This is a genomic window from Microbacterium sp. SA156 (genome assembly GCF_049065455.1).
GTDB classification, from domain to species: domain Bacteria; phylum Actinomycetota; class Actinomycetes; order Actinomycetales; family Microbacteriaceae; genus Microbacterium; species Microbacterium barkeri.
Map to the genome: position 1 here is coordinate 225,555 of NZ_JBAKGU010000005.1, position 26,383 is coordinate 251,937.

Annotated in this window: 16 protein-coding genes; 15 read left to right on the plus strand and 1 reads right to left on the minus strand. The window is 70.9% G+C overall.

Features of this window, described 5'->3' with window-relative positions:
- Positions 1-128 precede the first annotated feature (128 nt).
- The 13 genes from ACOWU6_RS06980 to ACOWU6_RS07040 all read left to right on the plus strand — a co-directional run bounded on the left by ACOWU6_RS06980 (position 129) and on the right by ACOWU6_RS07040 (position 23,680).
- The gene (locus tag ACOWU6_RS06980) at positions 129-1,112 is read left to right on the plus strand and encodes an ABC transporter substrate-binding protein (protein ID WP_282978719.1); all 984 of its coding nucleotides are present in this window, start codon (positions 129-131) and stop codon (positions 1,110-1,112) included.
- A 91-nt stretch (positions 1,113-1,203) separates the two neighbouring features.
- Complete coding sequence (locus ACOWU6_RS06985; protein WP_271172881.1) at positions 1,204-2,763, plus strand: sugar ABC transporter ATP-binding protein; 1,560 nt, start codon at positions 1,204-1,206, stop codon at positions 2,761-2,763.
- Positions 2,760-3,824, plus strand: a complete 1,065-nt coding sequence (locus ACOWU6_RS06990; protein ID WP_421075218.1) for an ABC transporter permease — start codon at positions 2,760-2,762, stop codon at positions 3,822-3,824. Before ACOWU6_RS06985 ends, ACOWU6_RS06990 begins: the two co-directional genes overlap by 4 nt.
- A complete protein-coding gene (locus ACOWU6_RS06995) occupies positions 3,821-4,867 on the plus strand; it encodes an ABC transporter permease subunit (RefSeq protein ID WP_271172879.1) in 1,047 nt (348 codons plus the stop codon). Before ACOWU6_RS06990 ends, ACOWU6_RS06995 begins: the two co-directional genes overlap by 4 nt.
- A gap of 143 nt (positions 4,868-5,010) precedes the next feature.
- Positions 5,011-7,902, plus strand: coding sequence for an immunoglobulin-like domain-containing protein (locus ACOWU6_RS07000; protein ID WP_421075219.1), 2,892 nt, complete (start codon positions 5,011-5,013; stop codon positions 7,900-7,902).
- 289 nt (positions 7,903-8,191) lie between these two features.
- Positions 8,192-11,677 (plus strand): family 43 glycosylhydrolase, encoded by a 3,486-nt coding sequence (locus ACOWU6_RS07005; RefSeq protein ID WP_421075220.1) that lies wholly within the window; start codon positions 8,192-8,194, stop codon positions 11,675-11,677.
- 251 nt (positions 11,678-11,928) lie between these two features.
- Positions 11,929-16,278 carry a family 43 glycosylhydrolase gene (locus ACOWU6_RS07010; RefSeq protein ID WP_421075221.1) on the plus strand — a complete coding sequence of 1,450 codons (4,350 nt, stop codon included), beginning with the start codon at positions 11,929-11,931 and terminating at the stop codon, positions 16,276-16,278.
- Between the two features lie 100 nt (positions 16,279-16,378).
- Complete coding sequence (locus ACOWU6_RS07015; RefSeq protein WP_271172875.1) at positions 16,379-16,990, plus strand: hypothetical protein; 612 nt, start codon at positions 16,379-16,381, stop codon at positions 16,988-16,990.
- Between the two features lie 112 nt (positions 16,991-17,102).
- A complete protein-coding gene (locus ACOWU6_RS07020; protein WP_421075222.1) occupies positions 17,103-18,161 on the plus strand; it encodes a WxL protein peptidoglycan domain-containing protein in 1,059 nt (352 codons plus the stop codon).
- Positions 18,162-18,278: 117 nt separating this feature from the next.
- Positions 18,279-20,006, plus strand: a complete 1,728-nt coding sequence (locus ACOWU6_RS07025) for an ABC transporter ATP-binding protein (protein WP_421075223.1) — start codon at positions 18,279-18,281, stop codon at positions 20,004-20,006.
- Positions 20,003-22,174, plus strand: coding sequence for an ABC transporter ATP-binding protein (locus tag ACOWU6_RS07030; RefSeq protein ID WP_282978710.1), 2,172 nt, complete (start codon positions 20,003-20,005; stop codon positions 22,172-22,174). Before ACOWU6_RS07025 ends, ACOWU6_RS07030 begins: the two co-directional genes overlap by 4 nt.
- Complete coding sequence (locus tag ACOWU6_RS07035) at positions 22,174-22,815, plus strand: DNA-3-methyladenine glycosylase I (protein WP_271172871.1); 642 nt, start codon at positions 22,174-22,176, stop codon at positions 22,813-22,815. Before ACOWU6_RS07030 ends, ACOWU6_RS07035 begins: the two co-directional genes overlap by 1 nt.
- Positions 22,816-22,819: 4 nt before the next feature.
- Entirely contained in the window at positions 22,820-23,680 is an 861-nt protein-coding gene (locus ACOWU6_RS07040) for a phosphotransferase (RefSeq protein ID WP_421075224.1), read from the plus strand.
- A 46-nt stretch (positions 23,681-23,726) separates the two neighbouring features.
- Here ACOWU6_RS07040 and ACOWU6_RS07045 read toward each other — a convergent pair whose 3' ends face one another.
- Positions 23,727-24,134, minus strand: a complete 408-nt coding sequence (locus ACOWU6_RS07045) for a RidA family protein (protein WP_421075225.1) — start codon at positions 24,132-24,134, stop codon at positions 23,727-23,729.
- Between the two features lie 61 nt (positions 24,135-24,195).
- Here ACOWU6_RS07045 and ACOWU6_RS07050 point away from each other — a divergent pair, with 61 nt between their 5' ends.
- Together ACOWU6_RS07050 and ACOWU6_RS07055 are read left to right on the plus strand one after the other, a co-directional pair.
- Complete coding sequence (locus tag ACOWU6_RS07050; RefSeq protein ID WP_421075226.1) at positions 24,196-24,804, plus strand: GrpB family protein; 609 nt, start codon at positions 24,196-24,198, stop codon at positions 24,802-24,804.
- Between the two features lie 459 nt (positions 24,805-25,263).
- The coding region (locus tag ACOWU6_RS07055) for a DUF222 domain-containing protein (protein ID WP_421075227.1) at positions 25,264-26,383 on the plus strand (1,120 nt) is incomplete at its 3' end.

Consider the following 26,383-nt stretch of genomic DNA (forward strand, 5'->3'; position numbering starts at 1 on the left):
CACGGAACAAATTGTTCCCGGTAACATCTCGAGCACGGCGCACCACGCGTCACTGCAATCGGCAGCGGATCCACGACGGATCCGGATCGCCGGGCGGCCCTGCGCCCGGTGTCTCGAGGAGGAGAACCATGTCTGCACACAAGCGCGTCTTCCAGGTGCTCGGTCTCGCGACCGTCGGCGCCCTGTCGCTCGGTCTCGCTGCCTGCTCGGGCGGGGCAGCCGGCGATGACGACGTCACCACGATCGGCTTCGTCGCGGTCGGGCCCGAGGGCGCCTGGCGCGAGGCGAACGAGCAGAACATCCAGGACACGTTCACGGAGGAGGCGGGCTACGAGCTCAAGTACGCGCCCGCCACGAACCTCGACCAGAAGTCGCAGATCGACGCGTTCACGTCGTTCGTCGACGAGGGCGTCGACGTGATCCTGCTGTCGGCCACCGAGGCCACCGGCTGGGAGGACTCGCTCAAGCGGGCCCAGGAGGCGGAGATCCCCGTCGTGCTGCTCGACCGCGGCATCGAGCCCGACGACACGAGCCTCTACGTCACGCGCATCGCGCCCGACAACATCGAGGTCTCCACGGCGGTCGCCGAGTGGGCGGTGTCGGCCTTCCCCGACGGCGCGAACTACTTCGTGCTCGAGGGCCCGGCAGGCGTCTCCGTCGTGAACGAGCGCAACGAGGGCTTCGACGCCGTCGTCGGCGCCGAGTCGAGCTTCACGAAGATCGGCGCGCAGACGGCGAACTGGTCGACCGAGGAGGCCAAGGGCGTCGTCGAGACCGTCCTGAAGTCCAACGACAACGACGTGCAGTTCATCTTCGCGCAGAACGACGAGATGGGCCTCGGCGCCGTCCAGGCCGTCGAGGAGGCGGGCCTCACGCCGGGTGAGGACGTCAAGATCGCCACGATCGACGGCACGCAGGGCGCCCTCGAGGCCCTCGCGGCCGGCGACCTCAGCTTCGTCGCCGAGTACAACCCGCTGTTCGGCGAGACCGCCCTCGACGTCGTCGAGAAGGTGCTCGCGGGCGAGGACGTCGAGCCGAGCATCGTCGTCCCGAGCGAGACGTTCGACTCGCCCGAGGCCGCCGAGACCGCGCTGCCCGACCGCAAGTACTGATCGGGCACGCGCCCGACGTGCGGGGCCCTCGCGGGCCCCGCACGCTCAGACCACCCGCGGCACGCTCGCGGCGACAGATGTGGAGCATGCGATGACGCAATCGCGTCCGATCGTCGAGATGGAGGGCATCTCGATATCGTTCCCCGGCGTGAAGGCCCTCGACGAGGTGAGCTTCCGGCTCTTCCCCGGCGAGGTGCACACGCTCATGGGCGAGAACGGGGCCGGGAAGTCGACCCTCATCAAGGCGCTCACGGGCGTCTACCGGATCGACGAGGGCGAGATCCGCATCGCGGGCGAGCCGCGGCGGCTGACCGGCACGGCCGACGCGCAGAGCGCGGGCATCTCGACCGTGTACCAGGAGGTCAACCTCTGCGCGAACCTCACGATCGGCGAGAACGTCATGCTCGGCCACGAGGTGAAGGGCCCGCTCGGGATCAACTGGCGCGCGACGCACCGCCGTGCCGGGGAGACGCTCGAGAAGCTCGGGCTCGGCCACCTCGACCCCAAGCAGTCGCTCGCGACCCTGCCCCTGGCCATCCAGCAGCTCGTCGCGATCAGCCGGTCGATGGTCGCGCAGTGCAAGGTGCTCATCCTCGACGAGCCGACCTCGAGCCTCGACGCGAACGAGGTCGAGCAGCTCTTCGCGGTCATCCGCCGCCTGCGCGACCAGGGCGTCGCCATCCTGTTCGTCTCGCACTTCCTCGACCAGGTCTACGCGATCAGCGACCGCCTCACGGTGCTGCGCAACGGCCGGTTCGAGGGCGAGTTCCGCACGCGCGAGATCGACCGCGCGACCCTCATCTCCACCATGATCGGCAAGGACGCCCAGACGCTGGCGTCGCTCGACGCCAAGCCCGCACGGCGTGTGCGCGGCGACGCGCTGTACTCGGCCAAGGGGATCAGCCGCAAGGGCGCGATCGAGGAGGTCGACCTCGACCTGCACCGCGGAGAGGTCGTCGGGTTCGCCGGCCTCCTCGGATCGGGACGCACGGAGCTCGCGCGCCTCGTCTTCGGCGCCGACCGCCCCGACACGGGCGAGGTCGCGCTCCGGGGGAAGAAGGCCGACATCTCGACGCCGGCGAAGGCGCTCGCCGAGCGCATCGCGTTCTCGAGCGAGAACCGCCGCGACGAGGGCATCATCCGCGACCTCAGCGTCCGGGAGAACCTCATCCTCGCCGTCCAGGCCAAGCGCGGCTGGGCGCGCCCGCTGCCGCGCCGCGAGCAGGATGAGCTCGTGAGGAAGTACATCTCGGCCCTCGGCGTCCGCCCGACCGATCCCGAGCGGCCGATCCGCCTGCTCTCGGGCGGCAACCAGCAGAAGGTCCTGCTGGGCCGGTGGCTCGCGACCGAGCCCGAGATCCTCATCCTCGACGAGCCGACGCGCGGCATCGACGTCGGCGCCAAGGCCGAGATCCAGGAGTACGTCGCCGCTCTCGCCGACGAGGGGCTGTCGGTCGTCTTCATCTCGTCGGAGCTCGAGGAGGTCGTCCGGCAGAGCGACCGCATCGTCGTCCTCAAGGACCACCGCAAGATCGCCGAGATCGACGGCGGCCCCGGCGTCTCCGCCGATTCCATCGTCACGATCATCGCCGAGGACGGCCTCGACGGTGCAGACGCGGATGGCGCCATCCGCGAGGAGGTCGCATCATGAGCGAGAGCGCATCCCGCTCCCGAGAGGTCCTGAGGGGACTGCTCAAGAGCCGGTACGTGTGGGGCGTCGTCGCCATCGTGCTCCTGCTCGCCGTCAACCTGGCGAAGGACCCCGGCTATCTCGCCGTCACGGTCGGCTCGTCGGGCCACCTCGTCGGCAACGTCATCGACATCCTGCGGGCCGCCGCGCCGATCATGATGATCGCGGTCGGCATGTGCCTCGTCGTCGCGACAGGCGGCATCGACCTCTCGGTGGGATCCGTGATGGTCGTCGCCGGCGCCGTGTCGATGGAGTTCCTCAGCGCGGCACCCGACACGCTCGGCTCGGCGTTCGCCGCGCTCGGCCTCGTGGTCGTCGTGAGCGCAGCGCTCGGCGCCGTGAACGGCGTGCTCGTGTCGGTCGTGGGCCTGCAGCCCTTCATCAGCACGCTCGTCATCATGCTCGCGGGGCGCGGTCTCGCGAAGGTCATCACGGGAGGCCAGAACACGACCGCCTCGAACGAGGCGTTCCGGTGGATCGCGAACGGGTACGTGCTCGGCCTGCCCGTCGTGTTCCTGCTCGCGCTGCTCATCGTGATCGCCGTCGGCCTCCTCGTCCGCCGAAGCGCCCTGGGCCTCATGCTCGAGGCGATCGGCATGGACGCCAAGGCCGCGCGCCTGGCCGGCGTCAACCGCCGCGCGCTGCTGTTCACGGTGTACATCGTCGGCGGGGTGCTCGCGGGCATCGCGGGCGTCTTCGCGACGGCGAGCGTGATGACCGTCGACGTGTCGCGCACGGGCTACCAGCTCGAGCTCGACGCGATCCTCGCGGTGGTCATCGGCGGCACGTCGCTCGCGGGCGGCAAGTTCAACGTCACGGGCGCCGTCGTGGGGGCCATCCTCATCGCGACGCTCGACAAGACGGTCGTCTTCCTCGGCATCTCGTCGTCGGCGACCCCGGCCTTCAAGGCCATCGTCATCGTCGCGCTCTGCCTTCTCCAGTCGGAGCGGGTGCGGCGCGTGTTCCGTCAGCGCCGGGCGCGCACAGCCCGCCCGGCCCAGCGAGAGGTCGTCGCGGCATGAGCGCTCTCACCACGCCCCCGGCTCCCGCACCCGCGCAGGAGCCCGGCCGCCTGAGCCCGATCCTCCAGCGGCTGTCCCTCCACCTCGACACGCTCCCGACCGCCGCGGCCGTCGTGATCTTCGTCGGGATGATCATCTACGGCGAGGCCGCGTACGGCCAGATCGTGCAGTTCAACACGCTGTCGAACCTGCTCATCAACAACGCGCACCTCATCATCCTCGCCGTGGGCCTCACGTTCGTGATCCTCACGGGCGGGATCGACCTCTCGGTCGGCGCCGTGATCGCGTTCAGCAGCGTCGCGGGGGTGCTGCTCATCAACGCGGGCTGGGACCCCTGGGTCGCGACCGTGCTCATGATCCTCATCGGCACCGTGTTCGGCGCGATCTCGGGCGTGCTCATCCAGTACTTCCACGTGCAGCCGTTCATCGCGACCCTCGCGATGATGTTCCTCGGCCGCGGTCTCGCGTCGATGCTCAGCACGGTGCCCGAGCGCCTCGCCGACGACTCAGCGCTGCGCACGCTGGGCACGCAGATCAAGGTCGTCGACGGGCCCAAGGTCAACGACATCGTGATCACCCCCGGTGTGCTCATCGCCGTGGTCGTCGTCGCGATCGCGTTCTTCGTGCTGCACCGCACCCGCACCGGGCGCACGGTGTACGCGATCGGCGGCTCGGAGCAGTCCGCGGCGCTCATGGGCCTGCCCGTGGCCGCGACCAAGATGTGGGTCTACGTCATCAGCGGCACCCTGTCGGGGCTCGCCGCCGTCGTCTACACCGCTCGTCTCGGCAGCGCCCAGAACATCACCGGCATCGGGTGGGAGCTCGACGCGATCGCGGCGGCCGTCATCGGCGGCACGCTGCTCACGGGCGGCGCGGGCTTCGTGCTCGGCTCGGTCGTCGGCGCCCTCGTGCTCGGTCTCATGAACGTGCTCATCACGCGCGACGGCGGCATCCCGCCGGAGGCCACGACCATCATCACGGGAGGCATCCTCCTCGTGTTCGTCCTGCTGCAGCGCGCCGTGCTCGCACGGCGTCGCGAGTAGCGCACCGACGCGCCGGCGCCTCATCGACCGATCGAGCGTGAGGCGCCGGCCGCCCCCTCCGCCCGCGACGGGCGACCCCTGCGCCCCGCGCGCGACCCCCGGCGCCGATGACGACGCCGTTCTCGACGACGAGAGGCACGACCTTGAGAAGAACGCTCCGACCCGCCGCGATCGGCATCGCGGCGGCCCTGACCGTCGGGCTCGCGGCGGCGACGGCTCCGGCCGCTGCCGAGGACGCCGCGCCCCTTCTGCACTACGCGTTCGACGCGGCGCCCGCGGACGGCGTCACGATCGACGACCTCAGCGGCAACGGCAATCACGGCGTCCTGCGGCAGTCCGGCGCGGCCTTCGCCGACGGTGTGCTGTCGCTCCCGGGCGGATCGGCCACGAGCTCAGCAGCCTACGTCGAGCTGCCGACAGATGACCTCATCGGCCGCAAGGACCTCACCGTGTCGATGTGGGCATCGCACCGCTCGGGGCCGGGGAACCTCGCCGCGGCGTTCATCGGCGCGCCCGTCGCGAGCGGCGCGTCGTACTCGAGCGGATACTGGCTCCTCAACCCGTCGAATCCGAGCGGCTACGTGAAGTCCGTCGTCACGAACACGGTCAGCGCATCGGCGCCGTGGGGCACCGAGGTCGGCGCCGGCGCCACCGGCACGCCGACCGCTGGGGTGCGCACGCCCGCCGGGATGGCGCTCTACACGACCGTGATCGACGGTACGAACGGGCGGCTCACCCTCTACGTGAACGGCGAGAAGGCCGCCGAGCACGCCATCGCGCGCGACGTCGCGAGCTTCGGCAGCAGCCTCGTCGCCTACCTCGGCCGCTCGACGTACCGCGACCCCTTCTTCGCGGGAGACATCGACGATCTCGCGGTGTACGGCGAGGCGCTCGACCCGACCGAGGCCGCCGCGCTCTACAGCGACGGCGCCCTCGATCGCGCGGTGGCGTCGGTCGACGTGCCCGCGACCGCGGAGGCCGACTTCGCGCTGCCGACGACCGCGTACGGCACGTCGATCGCGTGGAGCTCGGATGACCCCGCGATCGCGATCTCGGGCGGATCGGCGACCGTGGTGCGCCCCGCACCGGGCGCGGGCGACGCGGCCGTGACCCTGACCGCCGTGTTCACCGCGGGAGAGCAGACGCGCACGGCGACGTTCGCCGTGACGGTCCCGGAGGACCTCACCGACGCGGAGAAGGCGGATGGCGACCTCGCGGCGATCGAGATCGCGAACGCCGCAGACGTGCGGACGAACGTCTCCGTGCCCACGACCGGCGCGCACGGATCGGCGATCAGCTGGACGGTGCCCGAGGGTGCTCCGGTCTCGCTGCGCGCCGGCGCGGCCGAGGGCACGCAGACCCTCGTCGTGGAGCGGCCCGCGGCCGGCGAGGAGGCGGTCGACGTCCTCCTGACGGCGACAGCCCGCGTCGGCGACGCGACGCGAACCCGCGAGATCGCCCTGGCCATCCAGCCCCTGCCATCCGACACGGCAGAGGAGGAGGCGTACGTGTGGGCCTTCTTCACGGGCGAGGGCGACGGCGCCGAGCGCGTGAGCCTCGCCGCCTCGCGCGGCAACGACGCCCTCCGCTGGAACACGCTCAACGACGGGCAGCCGCTCTTCACGTCGACGCAGGGCACGCAGGGCCTGCGCGACCCGTTCATCATCCGCTCGGCGGAGGGCGACCGCTTCTACATGCTCGCCACCGACCTCAAGGTCGCGGGCCTGGCCGGCGGCTTCGACGCCGCCCAGCGCACGGGCTCGCTGCACATGGAGGTCTGGGAGTCGAACGACCTCGTGCACTGGTCGGAGCAGCGCCATGTCAAGGTGTCGAGCGACTTCGCGGGGAACACCTGGGCGCCCGAGGCGTACTGGGACGAGGAGCTCGACACGTACGTCGTGTACTGGGCCTCGAACCTCTACGACACGACGGATCCCGCCGACCGGACGGCCGTGACGTACAACCGCATGATGTACGCGACGACCGACGACTTCGTCACGTTCTCCGAGGCGCGCCCGTGGGTCGACGTGAAGCGCGGCACCGGCCGCGGGACGATCGACGCGACGATCGCCAGGGTCGACGGCACGTACTACCGGTTCCTCAAGGACGAGGCGTCCATGACGATCCGCCAGGAGCGCTCGACGGACCTGCTCGCGACCGTCGCGGGCACCCTGCCGGACGGCGAGGGCGCGGCCGACGAGTGGACGCTCGTGAAGGACCAGGTCGCGACCGGGCTGCCGAACGGCGAGCCCGGCGGCACCTTCACCCAGGGCGAGGGGCCGAGCATCTTCCCGGCGAACGACGGCGACGTGAACGGGTACGAGTGGTACCTGTTCATCGACCAGCCGTCGTACCACGCGGGGCCGAACTACTACATCCCGTTCGCGACCGACGACATCGCCGACGGCGATGCGTGGCAGCCCGTCGGCGCCACGCTGCGGGAGAACCTGCCGCAGAACGCCGATGGCGGCAAGCCGCGGCACGGCACGGTGCTGCCCGTGACCCGCGAGGAGTACGAGACGGTGCTCGAGGCGTTCGCGCCCGACCTCGCGGTGGCCGAGGCCGACGCGATCGCCGTGACGACGCCCCCGGGCACGGCGCCGGCGCTGCCCGGTGCGCACCTGACGATGGCGGATGGCTCGGAGCAGAATGTCGCGGTCGTCTGGGATGCGATCGACCCGGCCGCATACGCGCAGCCCGGCACGTTCACCGTGCGGGGCGTCGCGCAGGACGCGTCCCGCGCGCCCGTGGAGGCGACCGTCACGGTGACGGCGCCGCTCGAGGTCTCGGCGTCGACGCGCTGCGTCGGCGGGAAGGCGACCGTCGTCGTGAAGGCGACGAACGTCGGAGCCAAGGCGGTCGACGTCGCCCTGTCGTCGAGCTTCGGAGCGAAGACCCTCGCGGCGCTGCAGCCCGACGCGAGCGGCTCGGTCGCGTTCCCGACGCGCACCGCGGCCATCCCCGCCGGCGTCGTCACCGCGGCGGCCGGCGGCGCCGATATCGACGCGCCCTACGCCGCCGTCACCTGCGGCTGACCCCGGGCCCTGACGCACGGCCGCGTCGGCTGACCCCGGCCGCGTCGGCTGACGCCCGGGTCAGCATGTCTCACTCGCCGCGGGAAAGACGCCCCCTTTCCCGCGGCGAGTGAGACATCCCGGACTGGCCGTCCGACATCCCGGACTGGCCGTCCGACATCCCGGACTGGCCGCCCGGGACTGGCCACCCCGACCCCCCCACCCCCGAATCCGGGCCACCCGGCCGATGCCCGGCGACTTCAACCACCGCCCGCCGCGGCCGCGGCGATTTACAACGATGGAGAGTGCAATGAAGCAGACCTTCCGGCGACGAGCGGCGACGGCCATGGCCGTCGGCGCGATGATCCTGGGGACGGGGGCGACAGCGGCGTTCGCCGACGCTCCGTCTGACGGGCTCCTCGCCCAGTACGCGTTCGGGCAGACGACCGGGGCGGAGGTGTCGAACACGGCGCCCGGCTCGCCGTTCGGAGCCGCGATCGTGCGCAACGCGCAGGACGCCGACTGGACCGGCGACGCCCTGACGCTGCGCGGAGGGGCGAAGGACGGGCCGGGCAACTGGGTCGAGCTGCCCGACGACCTGCTGAAGGGCGAGACCTCCGCGACGGTCGTCGCGGAGGTGAAGGCGTCGGAGGCGATGCTCGGCGGCTTCCACTTCCTCTGGAACATCGGCAACGAGTCCTCGGCGACCGAGTACTTCTTCGCGTCGCTGAACTGCGGCTCGGGGCGCTCGCCGCTCGTCGGCCTCAAGGCCGCCGGGGCCGAGAGGCTCGTGCAGTCGGGCTCATGCGGCGTCACGGCCGACCGGTGGGTCAACGTCGCCTCGGTCGTCGACGCCGACGGCACGGGGCGCCTCTATCTCGACGGCGCGCTCGTGGCAGAGGGCGCCCTCGGAGCGACCCCGGCCGACATCGTCGACCAGTCGCTCAACACGATCGGCCGCGCGCCGTGGCCCGACCCGCTCTTCCAGGGTGCGCTGTCGTCGTTCCGCGTGTACGACCGCGCCCTCACCGCGGCGGAGGTGGCCGACGTGTCGGCTTCTGACGCGCTCGTCCACGCGGACGAGCTGCGCGCCGAGGCGCAGGGAATCCTGGATGGCCTGGGCCTGTCCGATCTCGAGACGAGCGACGACATCGACCTGCCGACCGCGGGCGGCCAGGTGACGTGGACGTCGAGCGATCCCGCGATCGTCGCTCCCGACGGCGCCGTCACCCCGCCGCTCCAGGGAGAGTCCCCGGTCGAGGTCACGCTCACGGCCACGGTCGAGATCCGCGGTGCGCGCGCGAGCACCTCGATCGCGGTGACCGTGCTGCCCTCCGACGAGACCCCCGCGCAGCGCATCGAGCGGCTCGCGCAGCGGTTCGTCATCCCCTCGGTCGTCGCGTCCGGCACGGCCCTTCCTGCCGCACCCGAGGGCGTCGACATCGCGGTGACCGCGGTCAGCGAGGGCCTCACGGTCGACGAGGCGATCTCGACCGACGCCGACGAGCCGGTCGACGGGGAGATCTCGGTGACCGCGACCGACGCGGCAACGGGCGCGAGCGCCACGCGCACGTACGCGGTGCGCGTGCTCCCGGCCGATGCGTCGACGCCGCTGCTCGCCTACGACCGTCTGCCGACGACGGCCGCCGAGGCCAACAACGCCGACATCGCGCTGAGCATGCACCTCGCACTCGGACAGGATGGCGGATGGGCGCCGCTCAACGAGAACTACGGCGTCTTCTTCGCCAAGACCGCGCAGACTCCTGGTCCGAACGGCACGACCGAGGCCATCTTGCGGAGCCTGAGGAGCCCGCACCTGTTCTATCTCGAGGACGGCTCGTTCGGAATCGTGGCGACGCGGACGGCGCGCGGCGGCGGATCCGACGGCACGCAGAGCGGGCGCATGCTCTTCGCGCGCAGCACCGACCTCCTGTCCTACGAGGAGGTCGGCCTCGTCGACCTCGGCGTGACGAGCGGCGTGAACGATCCGGCCGTGGTCTGGGACTCCGCGACGCGGCGGTACGTCGTCTCCTGGACCTCGGACGGCGGCGCCGCGATGCACACGACGTTCGCCGACCTCGCCGACGCTGCGACGCGCGGTCCGGTCGAGCGCGGGGCCGTGTCGGCGACGGCCGGCGAGTCCGAGACCGGCGTCGAGGACTACGCGAGCGGCAACGCGATCGCGGTGACGGATGACGTCGCGCGCCCTCTGCAGGTGCGCTTCGGGCGGATCGCGAACACGACCGTCGCGCCCCTCGACGGCGTCGACGTCGCCGCAGGCGCTCCCCTCGAAGCGTCGGCGCTCCCGCCGCGCGCCGAGCTCGCCTACGACGACGGATCGACCGCGACGCGCGCGATCGACTGGGATCCTGCCTCTCTCGCGGCCGTGGACACCTCGACGCCCGGTACGTACGAGGTGACGGGGATGATCGCGCAGCAGGCCTATCCGACGCCTTTCGCGGACGAGCGCGCCGATCCATCCGTCTTCCGCTACGAGTGGAACGGCCAGACGAAGTTCCTCATGATCGCCACGGAAGACCTCCACATGAATCCGATCGACCCCGCGAACGGCCCGCACATGCCGTTCCGGATCGCCGACACGATCGAGGATCTCTCGGATGAGGCCATCCGCTCGGGGCGCAACACCGAGGTCGATCTGCTGCGCGACGGCGACCTCGACGCATACGGCAAGGCCATGACGGGGTGCTTCTGGGCTCCTGAGTTCCACGTCATCGACGGCACGCTGTCGATCCTCTTCATGCCCTGCTACGACGGCGCGAACGGGCGCCCCGACATGTGGACGGGGCGCTCCTCGATCATCCAGCTGAAGAAGGACGCGCAGGGGAACGACCTCGATCCGGCGGTCCCGGCGAACTGGACGAAGGCCGAGCACGTCGTGCGCGCGGACGGGACGGCGCTCAACGCCGCCCAGGGCATCTCGCTCGACATGACGTACGTCGAGGACTCGGGGCAGTCGTACTACGTGTGGCAGATGCTCGGCTCCGTCTTCATCGCGACGATGGACCCGTCCGACCCGACGCGGATCACGTCGGATCCGGTGCGGATCGTCGTGCCGGAGTACGCATGGGACAACGTCATCGCCGAGGGGCCCAACGTGCTCGCGCACGACGGCACGCTCTTCCTCATCTACTCGGGCTCGACCGTGGGCGACACCTACACCACCGGTCTTGCCACGGCGACGGCGGGGGAGGGGATCGACCTCACCGACCCCGCGGCGTGGACGAAGCTCAACTATCCGATCCAGAAGTCGGGGCCGTTCAACGGCGCATGGCAGCTGGGGACGGGGCACGGCATGTGGTCGACCGACGAGGACGGCAACCTGCTCTACGTCTTCCATGCGCGGACCGACAATCTCGGCCTCACGGGGCGCGACACGTTCGTGCGCCGGGTGCACTGGGCGGCCGACGGCATGCCCGTGTTCGACCAGGAGGCCGATGAGGAGGTCGCTCCTGCGAACCGTGCGGTGAGCGTCGAGGTGACGGTGGTGGAGTCCGCGCTCGCGCTGGGGGCCGAGGTGGGGGCGCGCTGCGTCGCGGGCCGCGTCGTGCAGACCGTCACGGTGGAGAACGAAGACGAGACCGTGCTCACCGCGACGGTGACGTCGCCGTACGGGGTGAAGACGAAGAAGGACCTCGCCCCGGGGGCGCGGGCGTCCGTCTCGTTCACGACGCGTCAGGCGGCGATCCCGGCCGGCTCCGTCGAGGTCGCCGCGGAGGGCGCGGATGGCACCGCCGCCGTCCGCGAGATCGCCTACGAGGCCACCACCTGCGGCTGATCCCGCGCCATCCATGTCTCACTCGCCGCGGGATCGGCCCCGCCTTTCCCGCGGCGAGTGAGACACGGGGACGAGGGCCGGGGGTCCACCTGCCTGCATGTCTCACCCGCGGTGGGTTTGGCGCCGCCTTTCCAACGACGAGTGAGACATGAAGAAGGCCGGGCACGAATCCTTGTCCCGGGCGAGTGGTGACGCTAACATCTGATACCGGTAACAACCCGACGTTGCCACGACCCCTCGAAGGAGAGCGCATGGTCGCCCCCACCCGCGCGCGCGGTCTCGCGCGCCGCGCCGTCCTCGCGACGGCGACGACCCTCGGCATCGTCGCGGCGGGCATCGCCCCCGTGCACGCCGCGGCCGCCGACGAGCACCTCGTCGCCCACTACGCCCTCGACGAGACGACCGGCTCGGTCGCCGTCGACAGCTCCGGCAACGGCCGGGATGCGGCGATCCTCGGCGGCGCGACCCTCACGGGCGGCGAGGGCATCCGCCTCGACGGCGTGGACGATCACGTCGAGCTGCCCGACGACATCCTCGCGGGCCTCACGTCGATCACCGTGAGCACCGAGGTGCTCGTCCGTCCCGAGCAGGGCACCCCCTACTTCATCTACGGCCTCGGCAACCCCGCGTCGTCGAGCTCGGGCACGGGCTACCTCTTCTCGACCGGCAACGCGTACCGCACGTCGATCACGACCGGCAACTGGTCGGGCGAGCAGACCGCGACGAGCGGCGCGAACCTCGCGCGCGGCGTCTGGAAGACGATCACCTACACGCTCGACGACGCGACCGACACGGCCGTGCTCTACCTCGACGGCACGGAGGTCGCCCGCAAGACGGGCGTGACCATCCAGCCCGGGCAGATCGGCGGAGGGCGCACGTCCGCGAACTACCTGGGCCGCTCGAACTACTCCTCCGACCGCCATCTCGCGGGAAGCCTGCGCGACTTCCGGATCTACGACACCGCGCTCTCGGCATCCGAGGTCGCGGCGCTCCAGCCATCCGACCAGGTGAAGGCGCAGCGCGACGTCGACGCGCTCTCCCTCGGCGACCTCTCGAACGTCACCGCCGACCTCGCGCTGCCGACGGCCGCGCCGAACGGATCCGCGATCACGTGGGCATCGAGCGACGAGTCGGTCATCTCGCCGTCCGGCGAGGTCACGCGGCCCGCATCCGGATCCGCGGACGTCACGCTCACGGCGACGGCTGTGAAGGGCGACGCGACCGCCACGCGTGCGTTCTCCGCCACGGTCCCCGCCGCGGGCGAGGCCGATCTCCGCGCGGACCTCGACGCGATCTCCATCCCGAACGCCGACGACGTCCGCGGCAACATCACGCTCCCCGAGACGGGGCCGGTGCACGGCACGCCGATCTCGTGGACGGCCTCACCCGAGGGCGTCGTGAGCACGAGCGCAGACGGCGAGATCGCCCCGGGCGTCGTGACCCGCGGCGCGACCGACCAGGACGTCGTGCTGACCGCGACGGCGGGCGGCCTCACGCGCGAGTTCTCGCTCACGGTGCGCGCCGCGCGCCCCCAGGAGGAGTACGAGGGCTACGCGTTCGCGTACTTCACGGGCAACACGGTCGAGGGCGAGAACATCCACTTCGCTGCGAGCGACGGCAACAACGCCCTCGCCTGGAACGAGCTGAACGGCGGGCTGCCCGTCCTCTCGTCGCAGTACGGAGAGCAGGGCCTGCGCGACCCGTTCATCATCCGCTCGCCCGAGCGCGACACCTTCTACCTCATCGCGACCGACCTCTCGATCGGCTCTGGCACCTCGTGGGACACGTCGCAGCGCCAGGGCAGCAAGTACCTCGAGGTGTGGGAGTCGCACGATCTCGTGAACTGGTCGGCGCAGCGGCACGTGCGCGTCTCACCCGACACGGCCGGCAACACGTGGGCTCCCGAGGCGTACTACGACGAGGAGCTCGGCGCGTACGTCGTGTTCTGGGCATCGAAGCTCTACGCGGAGGACGACCCCGGTCACACGGGCAGCACCTACAACCGGATGATGTACGCCACGACCCGCGACTTCGTCACCTTCTCCGAGCCGCAGATCTGGCAGGACGGGATGTCGCGGATCGACTCGACCGTGACGCGCTCCGACGGCGTCTACTACCGCTTCACGAAGGACGAGGGCGCCGGCACGACCGGGTGCTCCGACATCATCCAGGAGTCGTCGACCTCGCTGCGCGCTCCCCTCGAGGAGTGGACCATGATCGACTCGTGCATCGGGCGGGACGCCGGCACGAGCGCCGTCGAGGGCCCGACGATCTTCGAGTCGAACCCCGGCGACGTCAACGGCGGCGGCAGGCACTACCTGTTCGTCGACGAGTACGGCGGGCGCGGGTACATCCCGCTGGTGACCGAGGACATCTCGGCGGGCGGATGGTCGGTCGCACCCGAGTACGACCTGCCGGCGAGCCCGCGCCACGGCACGGTCATCCCGGTCACGGCGGAGGAGCTCGCCGGCCTGTACGCCGGCAAGGATCCCGTCTCCTCGAACGCCGAGGGGGAGGTCGTGCGCTACGACTTCTCGGATGGCGCGGGCGCGACGCTCACGGACGTGTCGGGGAACGGACGCGATGCGGCCATCCACGGGGCGACCTGGACGGATGGCGCGCTGCACTTCGACGGCGTCGACGACTACGTCGACCTGCCGGATGATCTCCTGGCAGGCCTCGAGGACGTCACGGTGGACGCCGACGTCTGGGTCGACCCGGCGCAGTCCGGCAGCTACTTCATCTGGGGGCTCGGCACGACCGACGCCGCGGGAGCCGGTCGCGGGTACCTCTTCACGACGGGCGACAGCGCGTATCGGACGAGCATCACGACCGGCACCTACACGGATGAGCAGACCGTGCGCCATGGGTCGCCGCTGCCGCGTGGACGCTGGGCGCACCTGACCTACACGCTCGAGGGAGAGACCGCACGCCTCTACCTCGACGGAGTGCTCGTCGCGACCAAGGACGGGGTCACGATCGATCCCGGCGACATCTCGGGTGGCGAGACCTGGGCGAACTACCTCGGCCGGTCGCTCTACGAGCAGGACGCGCGCTTCACGGGCCGGTTCCGCGAGTTCGCGATCTACGACCGCGCCCTCACGGCGCGCGAGGTCCTCGAGACGGCGGGAGCCCCGGGCGCGATCGGCGAGGTGTCGCTCGCCGACCCCGCGGCGCTCAAGGTCGCGCCGATCGTCGACCAGGCCGAGCACACCGTCGTCCTGCCGGTCGTGCCGGGAACCGACGTGTCCTCCCTCGCTCCGACGTTCGTCACCGCCAGGGGTGCGACGGCGTCCCCGGCGTCGGGGGCGACCGTCGACCTGACCGAACCCGTGACGTACGAGATCACCGCCGACGGGCAGACCACGACGTGGACGTTCTCGGCGCAGGTCATGAGCAGCCCCGTGCTGCCGGGTCTGTACGCCGATCCGAACATCGCCGTGTTCGGCGACACGTACTACATCTATGCGACCAGCGACGGCTACGCGGGGTGGGGCGGCAAGGAGTTCTACGTCTGGAGCTCGAAGGACCTCGTGGAGTGGACGCGCTCGGAGGAGCCCATCCTGACCCTCGACGGCGCGAACGGCGACGTGCCGTGGGCGAGCGGCAACGCGTGGGCGCCGACGATCATCGAGCGCGACGGCAGGTACTGGTTCTACTTCTCGGGGCACAACACGGCCCTGGGTCGCAAGACGATCGGGGTCGCGGTCGCCGACAGCCCCACGGGGCCCTTCACGGCGCAGCCGCAGGCGATGATCCTGAACAACGAGGCCGTGACCTCGGGTCAGGCGATCGATCCCGCCGCGTTCCGCGACCCGGTGTCCGGCCGGTACTACCTCGCGTGGGGCAACGGCGGGCCGTCGAACGGTCCGGTCATCGCCGAGCTCGGCGACGACATGGCCTCGCTCAAGGCGGGCACGCTGAGGCGCATCGCGGGTCTCACGGACTTCCGCGAGGGGCTGTTCCTCAACTACCGCGACGGGCTCTACCACCTGACGTACTCGATCGACGACACCGGCTCGGAGAACTACCGCGTCGGCTATGCGACGGCCACGAGCCTCGACGGCCCCTGGACGTATCGCGGCGTGATCCTGCAGAAGGACACCGCACTCGGGATCAGGGGCACGGGGCACAGCTCGATCATCAACGTGCCGGGCACCGACGACTGGTACATCGCGTATCACCGGTTCGCCATCCCCGGCGGGGACGGCACGCACCGGGAGACGACGATCGACCGGCTCGAGATCGGCGAGGACGGGCTGTTCCAGACCGTGACGCCGACGCTCACGAGCGTCGCCCCGCACGAGGTGCCCGCCGTCGGCCCCGAGATCTCGGCGACGGTCTCGCCGCGCTGCGTCGCGGGGAGGGTCATGCTGACGGTCTCGGTCCGCAACGAGAGCGAGCGGCCGGTGTCGGCGACGGTCTCGAGCGCGTACGGGGAGAAGACGATCGCGAGCATCGCGCCCGGCAGGGCCGCGGCGGTCGCGGTGACGACGCGGTCCGCCGAGATCGCGGCCGGGGCGCTGACGGTCACGGCGACGGATGGCCAGGGCGCGACGACCGAGAAGACGGTCGCGTACGCGGGCGCGAGCTGCGGATGAGCAGGCGGCGCCCGCCGCTGCGGCGGGCGCGCGATGGGGCGGGGCGCGAAGGGCGCGTCTCGTCGGTGAACCGATGGGAAGTAAGAGGCAGGTGGTTTCGATGATGAAGCAGGGTGTGAAGGCGCGGCTGGGTGTGGCGGCTGTGGGCGGTGTGCTGCTGGCGGGGGTCGCGGGTGCGGCGTTCGCGGAGGAGCAGGTGGGGTCGGGGGAGGTGGATGTGAATGTGCAGATCGAGGACACGGGTGCGGGGGTTCTGGCGATGAGCGTGGCGGGGACGTCGACGTCTCTGTCGGAGTCGGGGTCGTCGGAGCTGGTGCGGGAGTTCACGGGTGCTCTGCCGACGGTGACGGTGACGGATACGCGCACGGCGGAGGAGATCCCGGACGGCGCGTTCTGGTGGGTCGAGGGCACGGCGTCGAGCTTCGTGGGGGATGCGGGTCAGGCGGAGATCACGCCGGATCATCTGGGGTGGCGTCCTCATGTCGCCGATGACGGGTCGGGTGCGGTCGCGGTGGGGTCGGATGTGGACACGGTTCTGGACGAGGGGCCGAACAACGTCGGTCTGCAGGGGCGTGAGCTGCTGGCGATGGCGCTCACGAGCGAGGAGGCGGTGGGGTCGTGGGAGGCGACGGCTGAGCTGGTGCTGAAGGTGCCGGCGGAGACGGCGCCGGGCGCGTACACGTCGACGCTGACCCTGTCGCTGTTCGAATAAGCGGGACACAGCGCAGGAGATCCGAGCGGATCGAGGAGCGGGAACCGTGTTCCCGCCCCGTTCCGGGTCGGATCTCCTGCGTTCGGTCCCATCCGATCCGGAAAGGCCGACGATGGCTTCCCCCACGACCCCGATCCGACGCGCCCTGCCGCGCGTCTCCGCCCTCGCGCTCGCGCTGCTCCTCGCACTCGGCGCATCGGCGCCCGCGCTCGCGGAGGCGCAGGACGACGGGACGGTCACCTGGTCGGTGCGGCCGGCCGACGCGTCGGGCGAGGATGGCCGCGCCTGGGTCGAGCAGGAGCTGGACCCGGGCGCGAGCGCGACCGAGCATCTGGCCATCCGGAACTTCTCGGAGCAGGAGGTGACCTTCCGCATCACGACCGCGGACGCGTACTTCCAGGAGAACGGCCGCTTCAGCATGCTGCCGTCGACTGAGGAGTCCGTCGACGCGGGCACGTGGATCGACGTGGTCGACGAGGTCGTCGTCGGCGCGGGCGAGGTGGAGATCGTGCCGTTCACGACGACGGTTCCCGAGAACGCGACCCCCGGCGACCACGCCGCGGGGATCGCCGCGTCGATCCTGTCGCAGCAGGTCAGCGAGGACGGCTCGTCGGTGGGCGTCGAGTCGCGCGTCGGCTTCCGCGTCATGACGCGGGTGGCGGGGGAGCTCACGCCGTCCGCATCCGTGGAGGCGGTCTCTTCCGAGTACGACGTGTCGTGGAATCCGCTGGCCCCGGGCGACGCGGTCGTGCGGTTCGAGGTCGTGAACTCGGGCAACACGCGGCTCATGGTGACGGGCACTGCCGCCGCGGGAGGCCGCGAGTCGGCGTTCCCTGGCCCCGACGAGATCGACCAGGAGCTGCTGCCGGGCGATCGGCGGACGTTCACCGTGCCCGTGGACGACGTGTGGCCGCTCTTCTCCGTCCCCGTCGAGCTCGAGGTCGTCCCGACCGTGGTCGGCGAGGGCGAGGGCACGCCCGTCGACGCGGTCCGCATCGAGACCGGGCTGTGGGCGATCCCGTGGTCCCAGCTGGCCGTGCTCGCGGGCATCGCGCTCATCGTGGGATCCGGCGTGTGGGGCCGTCGTCGCTCGCGCCGCCGCATCGAGCGCCTCCTCGCGCAGGCGCGCGAGGAGGGCCGCCGCGAGGCCGCCGCGCCGACGGGGGACTGAGGGAGCCGACGGCCGGCCTCGCTCAGCCGGCCCCCGACATCCGGATCTGTTCCGCTGTCAGCGGATATCCCCCTTCAGGAGGATGCCGATGTCGGAGGTCGGTGGCATCCTTTCCAGGTGCTTCTCAAGCTGCTCATCCGCTACCTCGGTCGATACCGATGGCTCCTGGTCGGCGTCCTCGTCTTCCAGCTGGGCTCCGCGCTCGCGGCGCTCTACCTTCCCACGCTGAACGCCGACATCATCGACAACGGCGTCGCCCGCGGCGACACCGGCTACATCATCCGCACGGGCATGTTCATGCTCGCCGTCTCGCTCGGCCAGATCCTCACGTCGATCGTGGCGACCTACTGCGCCGCGCGCGCCGCCATGAGCGCGGGCCGCGACATCCGCCGCGACGTGTTCGGCAAGGTGAGCGCGTTCTCCGAGCGCGAGGTGTCGCAGTTCGGCGCCGGCTCGCTCATCACGCGCAACACGAACGACGTGCAGCAGATCCAGATGGTGTCCATGATGAGCGCGACGATGCTCGTCCAGGCGCCCATGCTCGCCATCGGCGGCATCATCATGGCGCTCCGGCAGGACATCGGCCTCAGCTGGATCCTCGCGGTCTCGATCCCGACCCTGCTCATCGTCGCCGGCCTCATCATCGGCCGCATGGTGCCGCTCTTCCGCGCCTACCAGGAGAAGCTCGACGGCGTGAACCGCGTCATGCGCGAGCAGCTCACGGGCGTGCGCGTCGTCCGCGCCTTCGTGCGCGAGGCGATCGAGGAGGAGCGCTTCCGCCTCGCCAACACCGACATCATGGTCGTCGGCCGCAAGGTCGGCTCCCTCTTCGTGCTGATGTTCCCGCTCGTCATGCTCGTGCTCAACGTGACGATCGTCGGCGTCGTGTGGTTCGGCGGCATCCAGGTCGACGCGGGCGAGACCCAGATCGGCACGCTGTTCGCCTTCATGCAGTACGTCGGCCAGATCCTCGGCGGCGTGATGATGGCGAGCTTCATGACGATCATGATCCCGCGCGCGGCCGTCTCGGCCGACCGCGTCGGCGCCGTCCTCGAGAGCGAGTCGACCCTCCTGCGCCCCGACAGGCCCGTGACCGAGTTCCCGCGCCGCGGGTCCGTCCGGATGCAGAACGTCGCGTTCACCTATCCGGGCGCGGAGTCGCCCGTGCTCGAGGGCATCACCTTCCACGCCGAGCCGGGGGAGACCGTCGCGATCATCGGATCGACCGGCTCCGGCAAGACGACCCTCGTGTCGCTCATCCCGCGTCTGTTCGACGCGACCGCCGGGCAGGTGCAGGTGCAGGGCGTCGATGTGCGCTCGGCCGACCTCGAGAGGCTGTGGAGCGGCATCGGCCTCGTGCCGCAGCGCCCGTTCCTGTTCAGCGGCACGGTCGCCAGCAACCTGCGGTTCGGCCGCGAGGACGCCACCGACGAGGAGATCTGGAAGGCGCTCGAGATCGCGCAGGCGAAGGACTTCGTCGAGGAGATGCCGGATGGCCTCGACTCGCGGATCGCGCAGGGGGGCACGAACGTGTCGGGCGGCCAGCGGCAGCGGCTCTCGATCGCGCGCGCGATCGTGCACAACCCCGACATCCTCGTGTTCGACGACTCGTTCTCCGCACTCGACCTCACGACGGACGCGCGTCTGCGGCAGGCGCTGTGGCGCGAGCTGCCGCACGTCACGAAGATCGTCGTCGCGCAGCGCGTGTCGACGATCACGGACGCCGATCGCATCATCGTGCTCGACGACGGGAAGATGGTGGGCTCCGGGACGCACGAGGAGCTCCTCGCGACGAACCGCACCTACCGCGAGATCGTCGAATCGCAGCTGGGAGTGGAAGCGTGAGCGACAAGAAGACGCAGGCCGAGATCGACGAGCAGCTCGAGCTCGAGCTCGCCGAGCAGGCGCGCCTGAACTCGGGGGACTGGGACTCGGTCGCCCCCGGCAAGGCCGCCGACTTCGGCAAGAGCTTCGGCCGCTTCATCGGCCTCCTCCGCCCCTACGCGTGGGTGTTCGCGCTCGTCTCGCTCCTCGGAGCGGTCGGCGTCGTGCTCGCCGTGATCGCGCCTAAGGTGCTGGGCGAGGCGACGAACATCGTCTTCGAGGGCGTCCTCTCGCTGACGCTCGCCGACCAGTTCCCGGCCGGCGCCTCGCAGGACGAGGTCGTGGCCGCTCTGCGCGCCGCAGGGCAGAACGACCTCGCGAACGTCGTCGCGGCGATGACCCACTTCGAGCTCGGAGCGGGAGTCGACTTCGACGCGCTCCGCGTGGTCATCGTGTGGGCGCTCGCGATCTACGTCGTGTCGTCCCTGCTGCAGTGGATCCAGGGCTACGTGATCAACGTGATCATGGTGCGCACGATGTTCAACCTGCGCGAGCAGGTCGAGCGCAAGATCAACAGCCTGCCGCTGGCCTACTTCGACCGCGTGCAGCGCGGCGAGCTCATCTCGCGCGTCACGAACGACATCGACAACATGACCCAGACGCTCCAGCAGGCGCTGTCGGGAGCCATCACGTCGCTGCTCACCGTGGTCGGCGTGCTCATCATGATGTTCTCGATCTCGTGGCAGCTCGCGCTCGTCGCCCTCGTCGCGCTGCCGCTCATCGCGTTCATCATGCTCGGCATCGGGCCCGCGTCGCAGAAGGCGTTCCAGACGCAGTGGCGCAAGGTCGGCCGTCTCAACGCCCGCGTCGAGGAGTCGTTCTCGGGTCACGCGCTCGTGAAGGTCTTCGGCCGCGAGCGCTCCACGGCCGCCGCCTTCCAGGAGGAGAACGAGGAGCTCTACCAGGCCGCGTTCAAGGCGCAGTTCCTCTCGGGCATCATGATGCCGAGCATGCAGTTCGTCGGCTCGCTCACGTACGTCGGCATCGCGGTGCTCGGCGGCATCATGGTCGCGAGCGGCCAGATCCGCATCGGCGACGTGCAGGCGTTCGTGCAGTACTCGCAGCAGTTCACGCAGCCGCTCACCGAGCTCGGCGGCATGCTGCCGGTCGTCCAGTCGGGAACGGCCTCGGCCGAGCGCGTGTTCGCGCTGCTCGACGAGGAGGAGCAGGAGCCCGACGCCGAGAACGCGCCCGCCGTCCCCGACGGACGCGGCGTCATCGAGTTCCGCAACGTGTCCTTCTCCTACTCTCCCGAGAAGCCGCTCATCCGCGACCTCTCGTTCCGGGTCGAGCCGGGTCAGACGGTCGCGATCGTCGGGCCCACGGGTGCGGGCAAGACGACGCTCGTGAACCTCATCATGCGGTTCTACGAGCTCGACGGCGGCGCCATCCTGCTCGACGGACAGGACATCTCGCAGCTCACGCGCGAGGATGTCCGCTCGCGGACCGGAATGGTCCTGCAGGACCCGTGGCTGTTCGCGGGCAGCATCCGCGACAACATCCGCTACGGACGCGAGTCGGCGACGGACGAGGAGATCCTCGCCGCCGCGAAGGCCACGTACGTCGACCGGTTCGTGCACTCGCTGCCCGACGGGTACGACACGGTCCTCGATGAGGACGCGGCCAACGTGTCGGCGGGCGAGCGCCAGCTCATCACGATCGCGCGCGCGTTCGTGCGCCGACCGAGCGTGCTCATCCTCGACGAGGCGACGAGCTCGGTCGACACCCGCACCGAGCTGCTGCTGCAGCACGCGATGGCGGCGCTGCGCGAGGGCCGCACGTCGTTCGTGATCGCGCACCGCCTCTCCACGATCCGCGACGCCGACCTCATCCTCGTGATGGAGCACGGCGACATCGTCGAGCAGGGCACGCACGACGAGCTCATCCGCAAGGAGGGGGCGTACTGGCGGCTGTACCAGTCGCAGTTCGAGCACGCCGTCGTCGACCTCGACGCCGCGGAGGCCGAGCCCGCGGAGGCGGAGGCTGACGGCGCCGATGCGGACTCGGCTCCGGCTCCGGGCGGGATGAGCCCCGCGCCGGTCGTCGCGGGCAGCGTCTCGGTCGTGACGGGCGCGATCCCGACGTCCTCTCCGGAAGGCGAGGACGACGGCGAGGGTCGACGACCCTGATGGCCGACGCGCACACCGGGGCCGGCCTCGCGGCCGGCCCCGGTGCCGCCTCAGCGGATCTCGTCATCGGGCCGGATGGTCTCGGCCGCCCGCGCTGGGCGGCTTCCGATGAGCTGATGCGCGCGTACTACGACACGGAATGGGGCATGCCCGTCCGCGACGAGACGGGCCTCTTCGAGCGGCTGAGCCTGGAGGCGTTCCAGTCCGGGCTGTCGTGGGCGACCATCCTGCGGAAGCGGCCGGCATTCCGCGAGGTGTTCGCGGGCTTCGATCCGGATGCCGTCGCGGCCTTCGACGAGTCCGACGTCGAGCGGCTGCTGGGCGATGCCCGGATCATCCGCAATCGCGCGAAGATCCTCGCGACCATCGGCAACGCACGCGCGACCGTCGAGCTGCGCGCGGAGGGCGGACTCGTCGATTTCATCTGGAGTCACCGACCCGCGCAGACGCCCGCGCCGACCTCGTACGCCGAGATCCCGACCACCTCGCCCGAGTCGATCGCGCTGTCGAAGGCGCTCAAGAAGCGCGGCTTCCGCTTCGTCGGCCCGACCACGATGTTCGCGCTCATGGAGGCCGTGGGCATCGTTGACACCCACCTCGTCGGCAGCCATCGCCGCGGTACGAGCGGGGTGTGGGCGTAGTCACGTGACCGGCGGCTGGTGGAGCGAGGCGCTGCCGACCCGAGCGCAGGCGGCACTCGTGGAGGCGTGGCTCCCGACCAGCGCGCTCATCGCAGACCTCTCGTGGGGGCAGGTCGACACTCGGGTCCTCCACGTGCGGGCGGAGCAGGGCGAGTTCATCGTCAAGGCCGCTGGCCTCGGGAACCACCACATCGGCCGCGAGATCACGGCGCACGAGCGGGCGACGGCTCCGCTCGTGCGCCGGAGCGCGGCGGCACCGCTCGTGGCCGCGGACCGCGACGCGAACGTGCTCGTGACGAGGTACCTCGAAGGCCGGCTCGTGCAGGGAAGCGGCGCCGAGTTCGCTCCGGACGTGCACCGGCAGGCCGGACGGCTGCTGCGCGTCTTCCACGCGGAGGCGCAGCACGATGAGGCCGGCTACGGGCAGCGGCAGACCGAGCGAGTGCTGGCGATGCTCGAGCAGCCGCATCGAGTCGAGGCGGCCATCGTGCGGCGCGCGCGTGCCGTGCTGCGGTCATCCGCGCCGGCGCATGTGCCGCTCGTCCCGACGCACGGCGATTGGCAGCCCCGCAACTGGCTCGTGGACGCCACGGGAAGCGTGCGCATCATCGACTTCGGGCGCTTCGATCTGAGACCTGCCGCAACGGACCTCGCTCGCCTCGCGGTGCAGCAGTGGCGAGACGAGCCCGCCCTCGAGGGCGCCTTCCTCGAGGGGTACGGGGCGGACCCGCGCACGGAGCCGGACTGGTCGCTCACCCTCCTGCGCGAGGCGATCTCGACCGCTGTCTGGTCGCACCGGGTCGGCGACGAGCGCTTCGAGCGGCAGGGACTCCGGATGCTCGACGAGGCTCTCGCGCGATTCTGACGCCGACGCGCGTGATCTGGGCGAGGTGGCCGAGCCCGCGCACCGATCAGTCCACGACGGCGGCGACGGCCTCGATCTCCACGAGCTGGTCGTCGTAGCCGAGGACGGTAACGCCGAGGAGGGTGCTCGGCACATCGTGGTCGCCGAACGCGTCTCGGACGACCTCCCACGCGGCCACGAGGTCACTCTGGCGGGAGGACGCGACGAGCACGCGCGTGCTGATCACGTCACGGAGCGTCGCGCCCGCGTCGGCGAGCGCGGTCGTCAGCGTCTCGACACAGCGGGCGGCCTGCGCGACGTAGTCTCCGGGAGCGACAGTGGCGCCGTCGTCATCCAGCGGGCAGGCTCCGGCGAGGAAGATCAGGCGAGCGTCCTTCGGCGCGGTCGCCGCGTAGGCGTACTCGGCGACGTCGGACAGCGAGGACGAGCGGATGAGCCGGACAGCGGAGGTCATGCGCTCATTCTCGTGCGCGGCGGGCCCGTGCCGGATCCCGCGCGCGGGGGAGAATCGGGTCATGCCCCGGTCTGATGCAGGCAACCCTGCGCGTCTTGTCGCGCATGATCCGTCGTGGTCTCTGATCGCACGAGAGGAGCTCGCCGCGGTCGCTCAGGCGCTTGAGGATGTCGAGGGCGGATCCGAGGCCGTCCTCGATCACATCGGCTCGACGTCGGTGCCCGGGCTCGCGGCGAAGCCGTTCGTCGACCTGCAGGTGCGGATCTCCCCGCTGCCGGCAGAAGGGGCGCTGGACGCCGCGTTCGCTCGGATCGGGTATCGGCGAGCCCACGGCTCACGGTCGGATTCGCCCGGCGTGCACAGAGACCTGGCCCGCGGCAGCGAGGCCGTGGCGGACGAGGTGTGGGAGAAGCGGCTCTTCGTCGGGCGCGACGGGACGACGATCCTCCATGTGCGCCGGATGGACTCCCCCTGGGGGCGGTACGCAGTCTGGTTCCGAGACTGGCTCCGCGCCCATCCCGACCAGCGCGATCGCTACGAGCAGGTGAAGCGCGGTCTCTCGGAGGAGAACCGCGGGAAGGCCGACTACGACGACTACACGCGCGGGAAGACCGCGTTCTTCGACGAGGTCCAGGCGGCCTTCGAGGCCTGGGGACGCGCTCGCCCGTAGGGGAGGGGTCCCGTGCGCCGAGCCGGGCATGGCTTCGCTCGTCGAACGGGGCGGGTTCCGCCTTCTCGGTCGTTGAGCGGGGCAAGGTTTCACCCCCTCGGTCGTTGAGCGGAGCGAGCGCTAGCGAGCGCAGTCGAAACGCCGCAAGCCGATCCGGGAAGCCGTAGCCGCGGGCTTCATCTCGGTCGTTGAGCGGAGCGAGCGCCAGCGAGCGCAGTCGAAACGCCGCAAGCCGCCCCCGGGAGTCGCCGAATGGAGACGGCCGCGCACACGCAAACACGCGCGAACGGAGCATGTGTCGTAAGCATCCTGCTTACCTGCGCGGATCAATGTCGGTGCTTCACGGTAAGGTTCCCATACGGGTTGGCAGGCGTTCGCGGAAGCCCGTGGACGACGAATCTTCGAAGAATCTTCGAGAAATGTCTTGCGCCTTGTCGTATTTGTGTTCTACCATGGGGTATGGCCTTCCCGTGGGTGCCCGATGAGGGGCAGGATGATCCGGTCGGCGCGGTGTGCGCCGCGGTCGGGCTGCTGGACGGGCTGTTCACGCGGGTGGGGGAGGTGGCGTCGGGAGATCTCGCGGGGTTCACCGCGCGGGTGGAGCAGCTGGGGCGGGTCGTGGACGCGCTGCGGGTGCGGGCGGCAGGAGAGGTCGCGTGGCGGTCCCGGCGGGGCCTGGAACGGCCCCTCGCGGGAGAGCTGGGCTGCCGGGACGGGCGGGAACTGCTCGAGCGTCTCACCGGGATCCCCGCGCCGGCGGTGTCCGCGCGGGTGCGGCTGGATGAAGCCACCCGCGACCGGGAAGGCCCCACCGGGCTCCCCCTGCCGCCGGCGCACCCGGCGGTGGCCGCGGCGGTGGAAGCGGGCCTGCTCGGGGTCGAGCCGGCGGCGCTGATCGTGAAGGCCGTCGCCACCGCCCGCCGCGGCGCGCCCGCCTCCGAGGCCGACAAGCTCGAGGTGATGGAGCGTCACCTCGTCGGGATCGCCACCGGCGCGATCGCGACCGACCTGGACGAGGCCGCACCCCCAGCAGAGGCCACCTCGCCGTTCCCCGACGGGACGGCCGCGGCCGTGCCGTGGAGCGTCGTGAAAGCCCACGCGGACGCGTGGGTGGACGTCCTCACCGCGGACGGCCTCCCGCCCGACCCCGAACGCCCCATCCGCAACCGCACCCTCACCCTCACACCCCTGCCCGACGGGAGCTTCCGTGTCAACGGCACCCTCGTCCCCGAAGCCGGCGCCCTCCTGCAGAACCTCCTCTCCGCCCACACCAACCCCGCCCGCAACGTCACCTTCACCGAAACCACAAGCCACGACGACGACGACGCGGGCGACGCCGACAACGGCGCCCACGGTGCGGACGCGGCCGACAACGGTGCGGACGGTGCGGACGCGGCCGCAGGAGACTGCGCGGCAGGCGCAGCAGCGAGCGATGGCGCGGACACGGATGGCGATGGCGGGTTCTTCGACGGGATCGACACCGAGACCCGCAACGACACAGACCCGTGGGGACCGGACGAGATCATCCACGACCCCCGCACCCCCGGACAGAAACGCCACGACGCGTTCTTCGCGATGA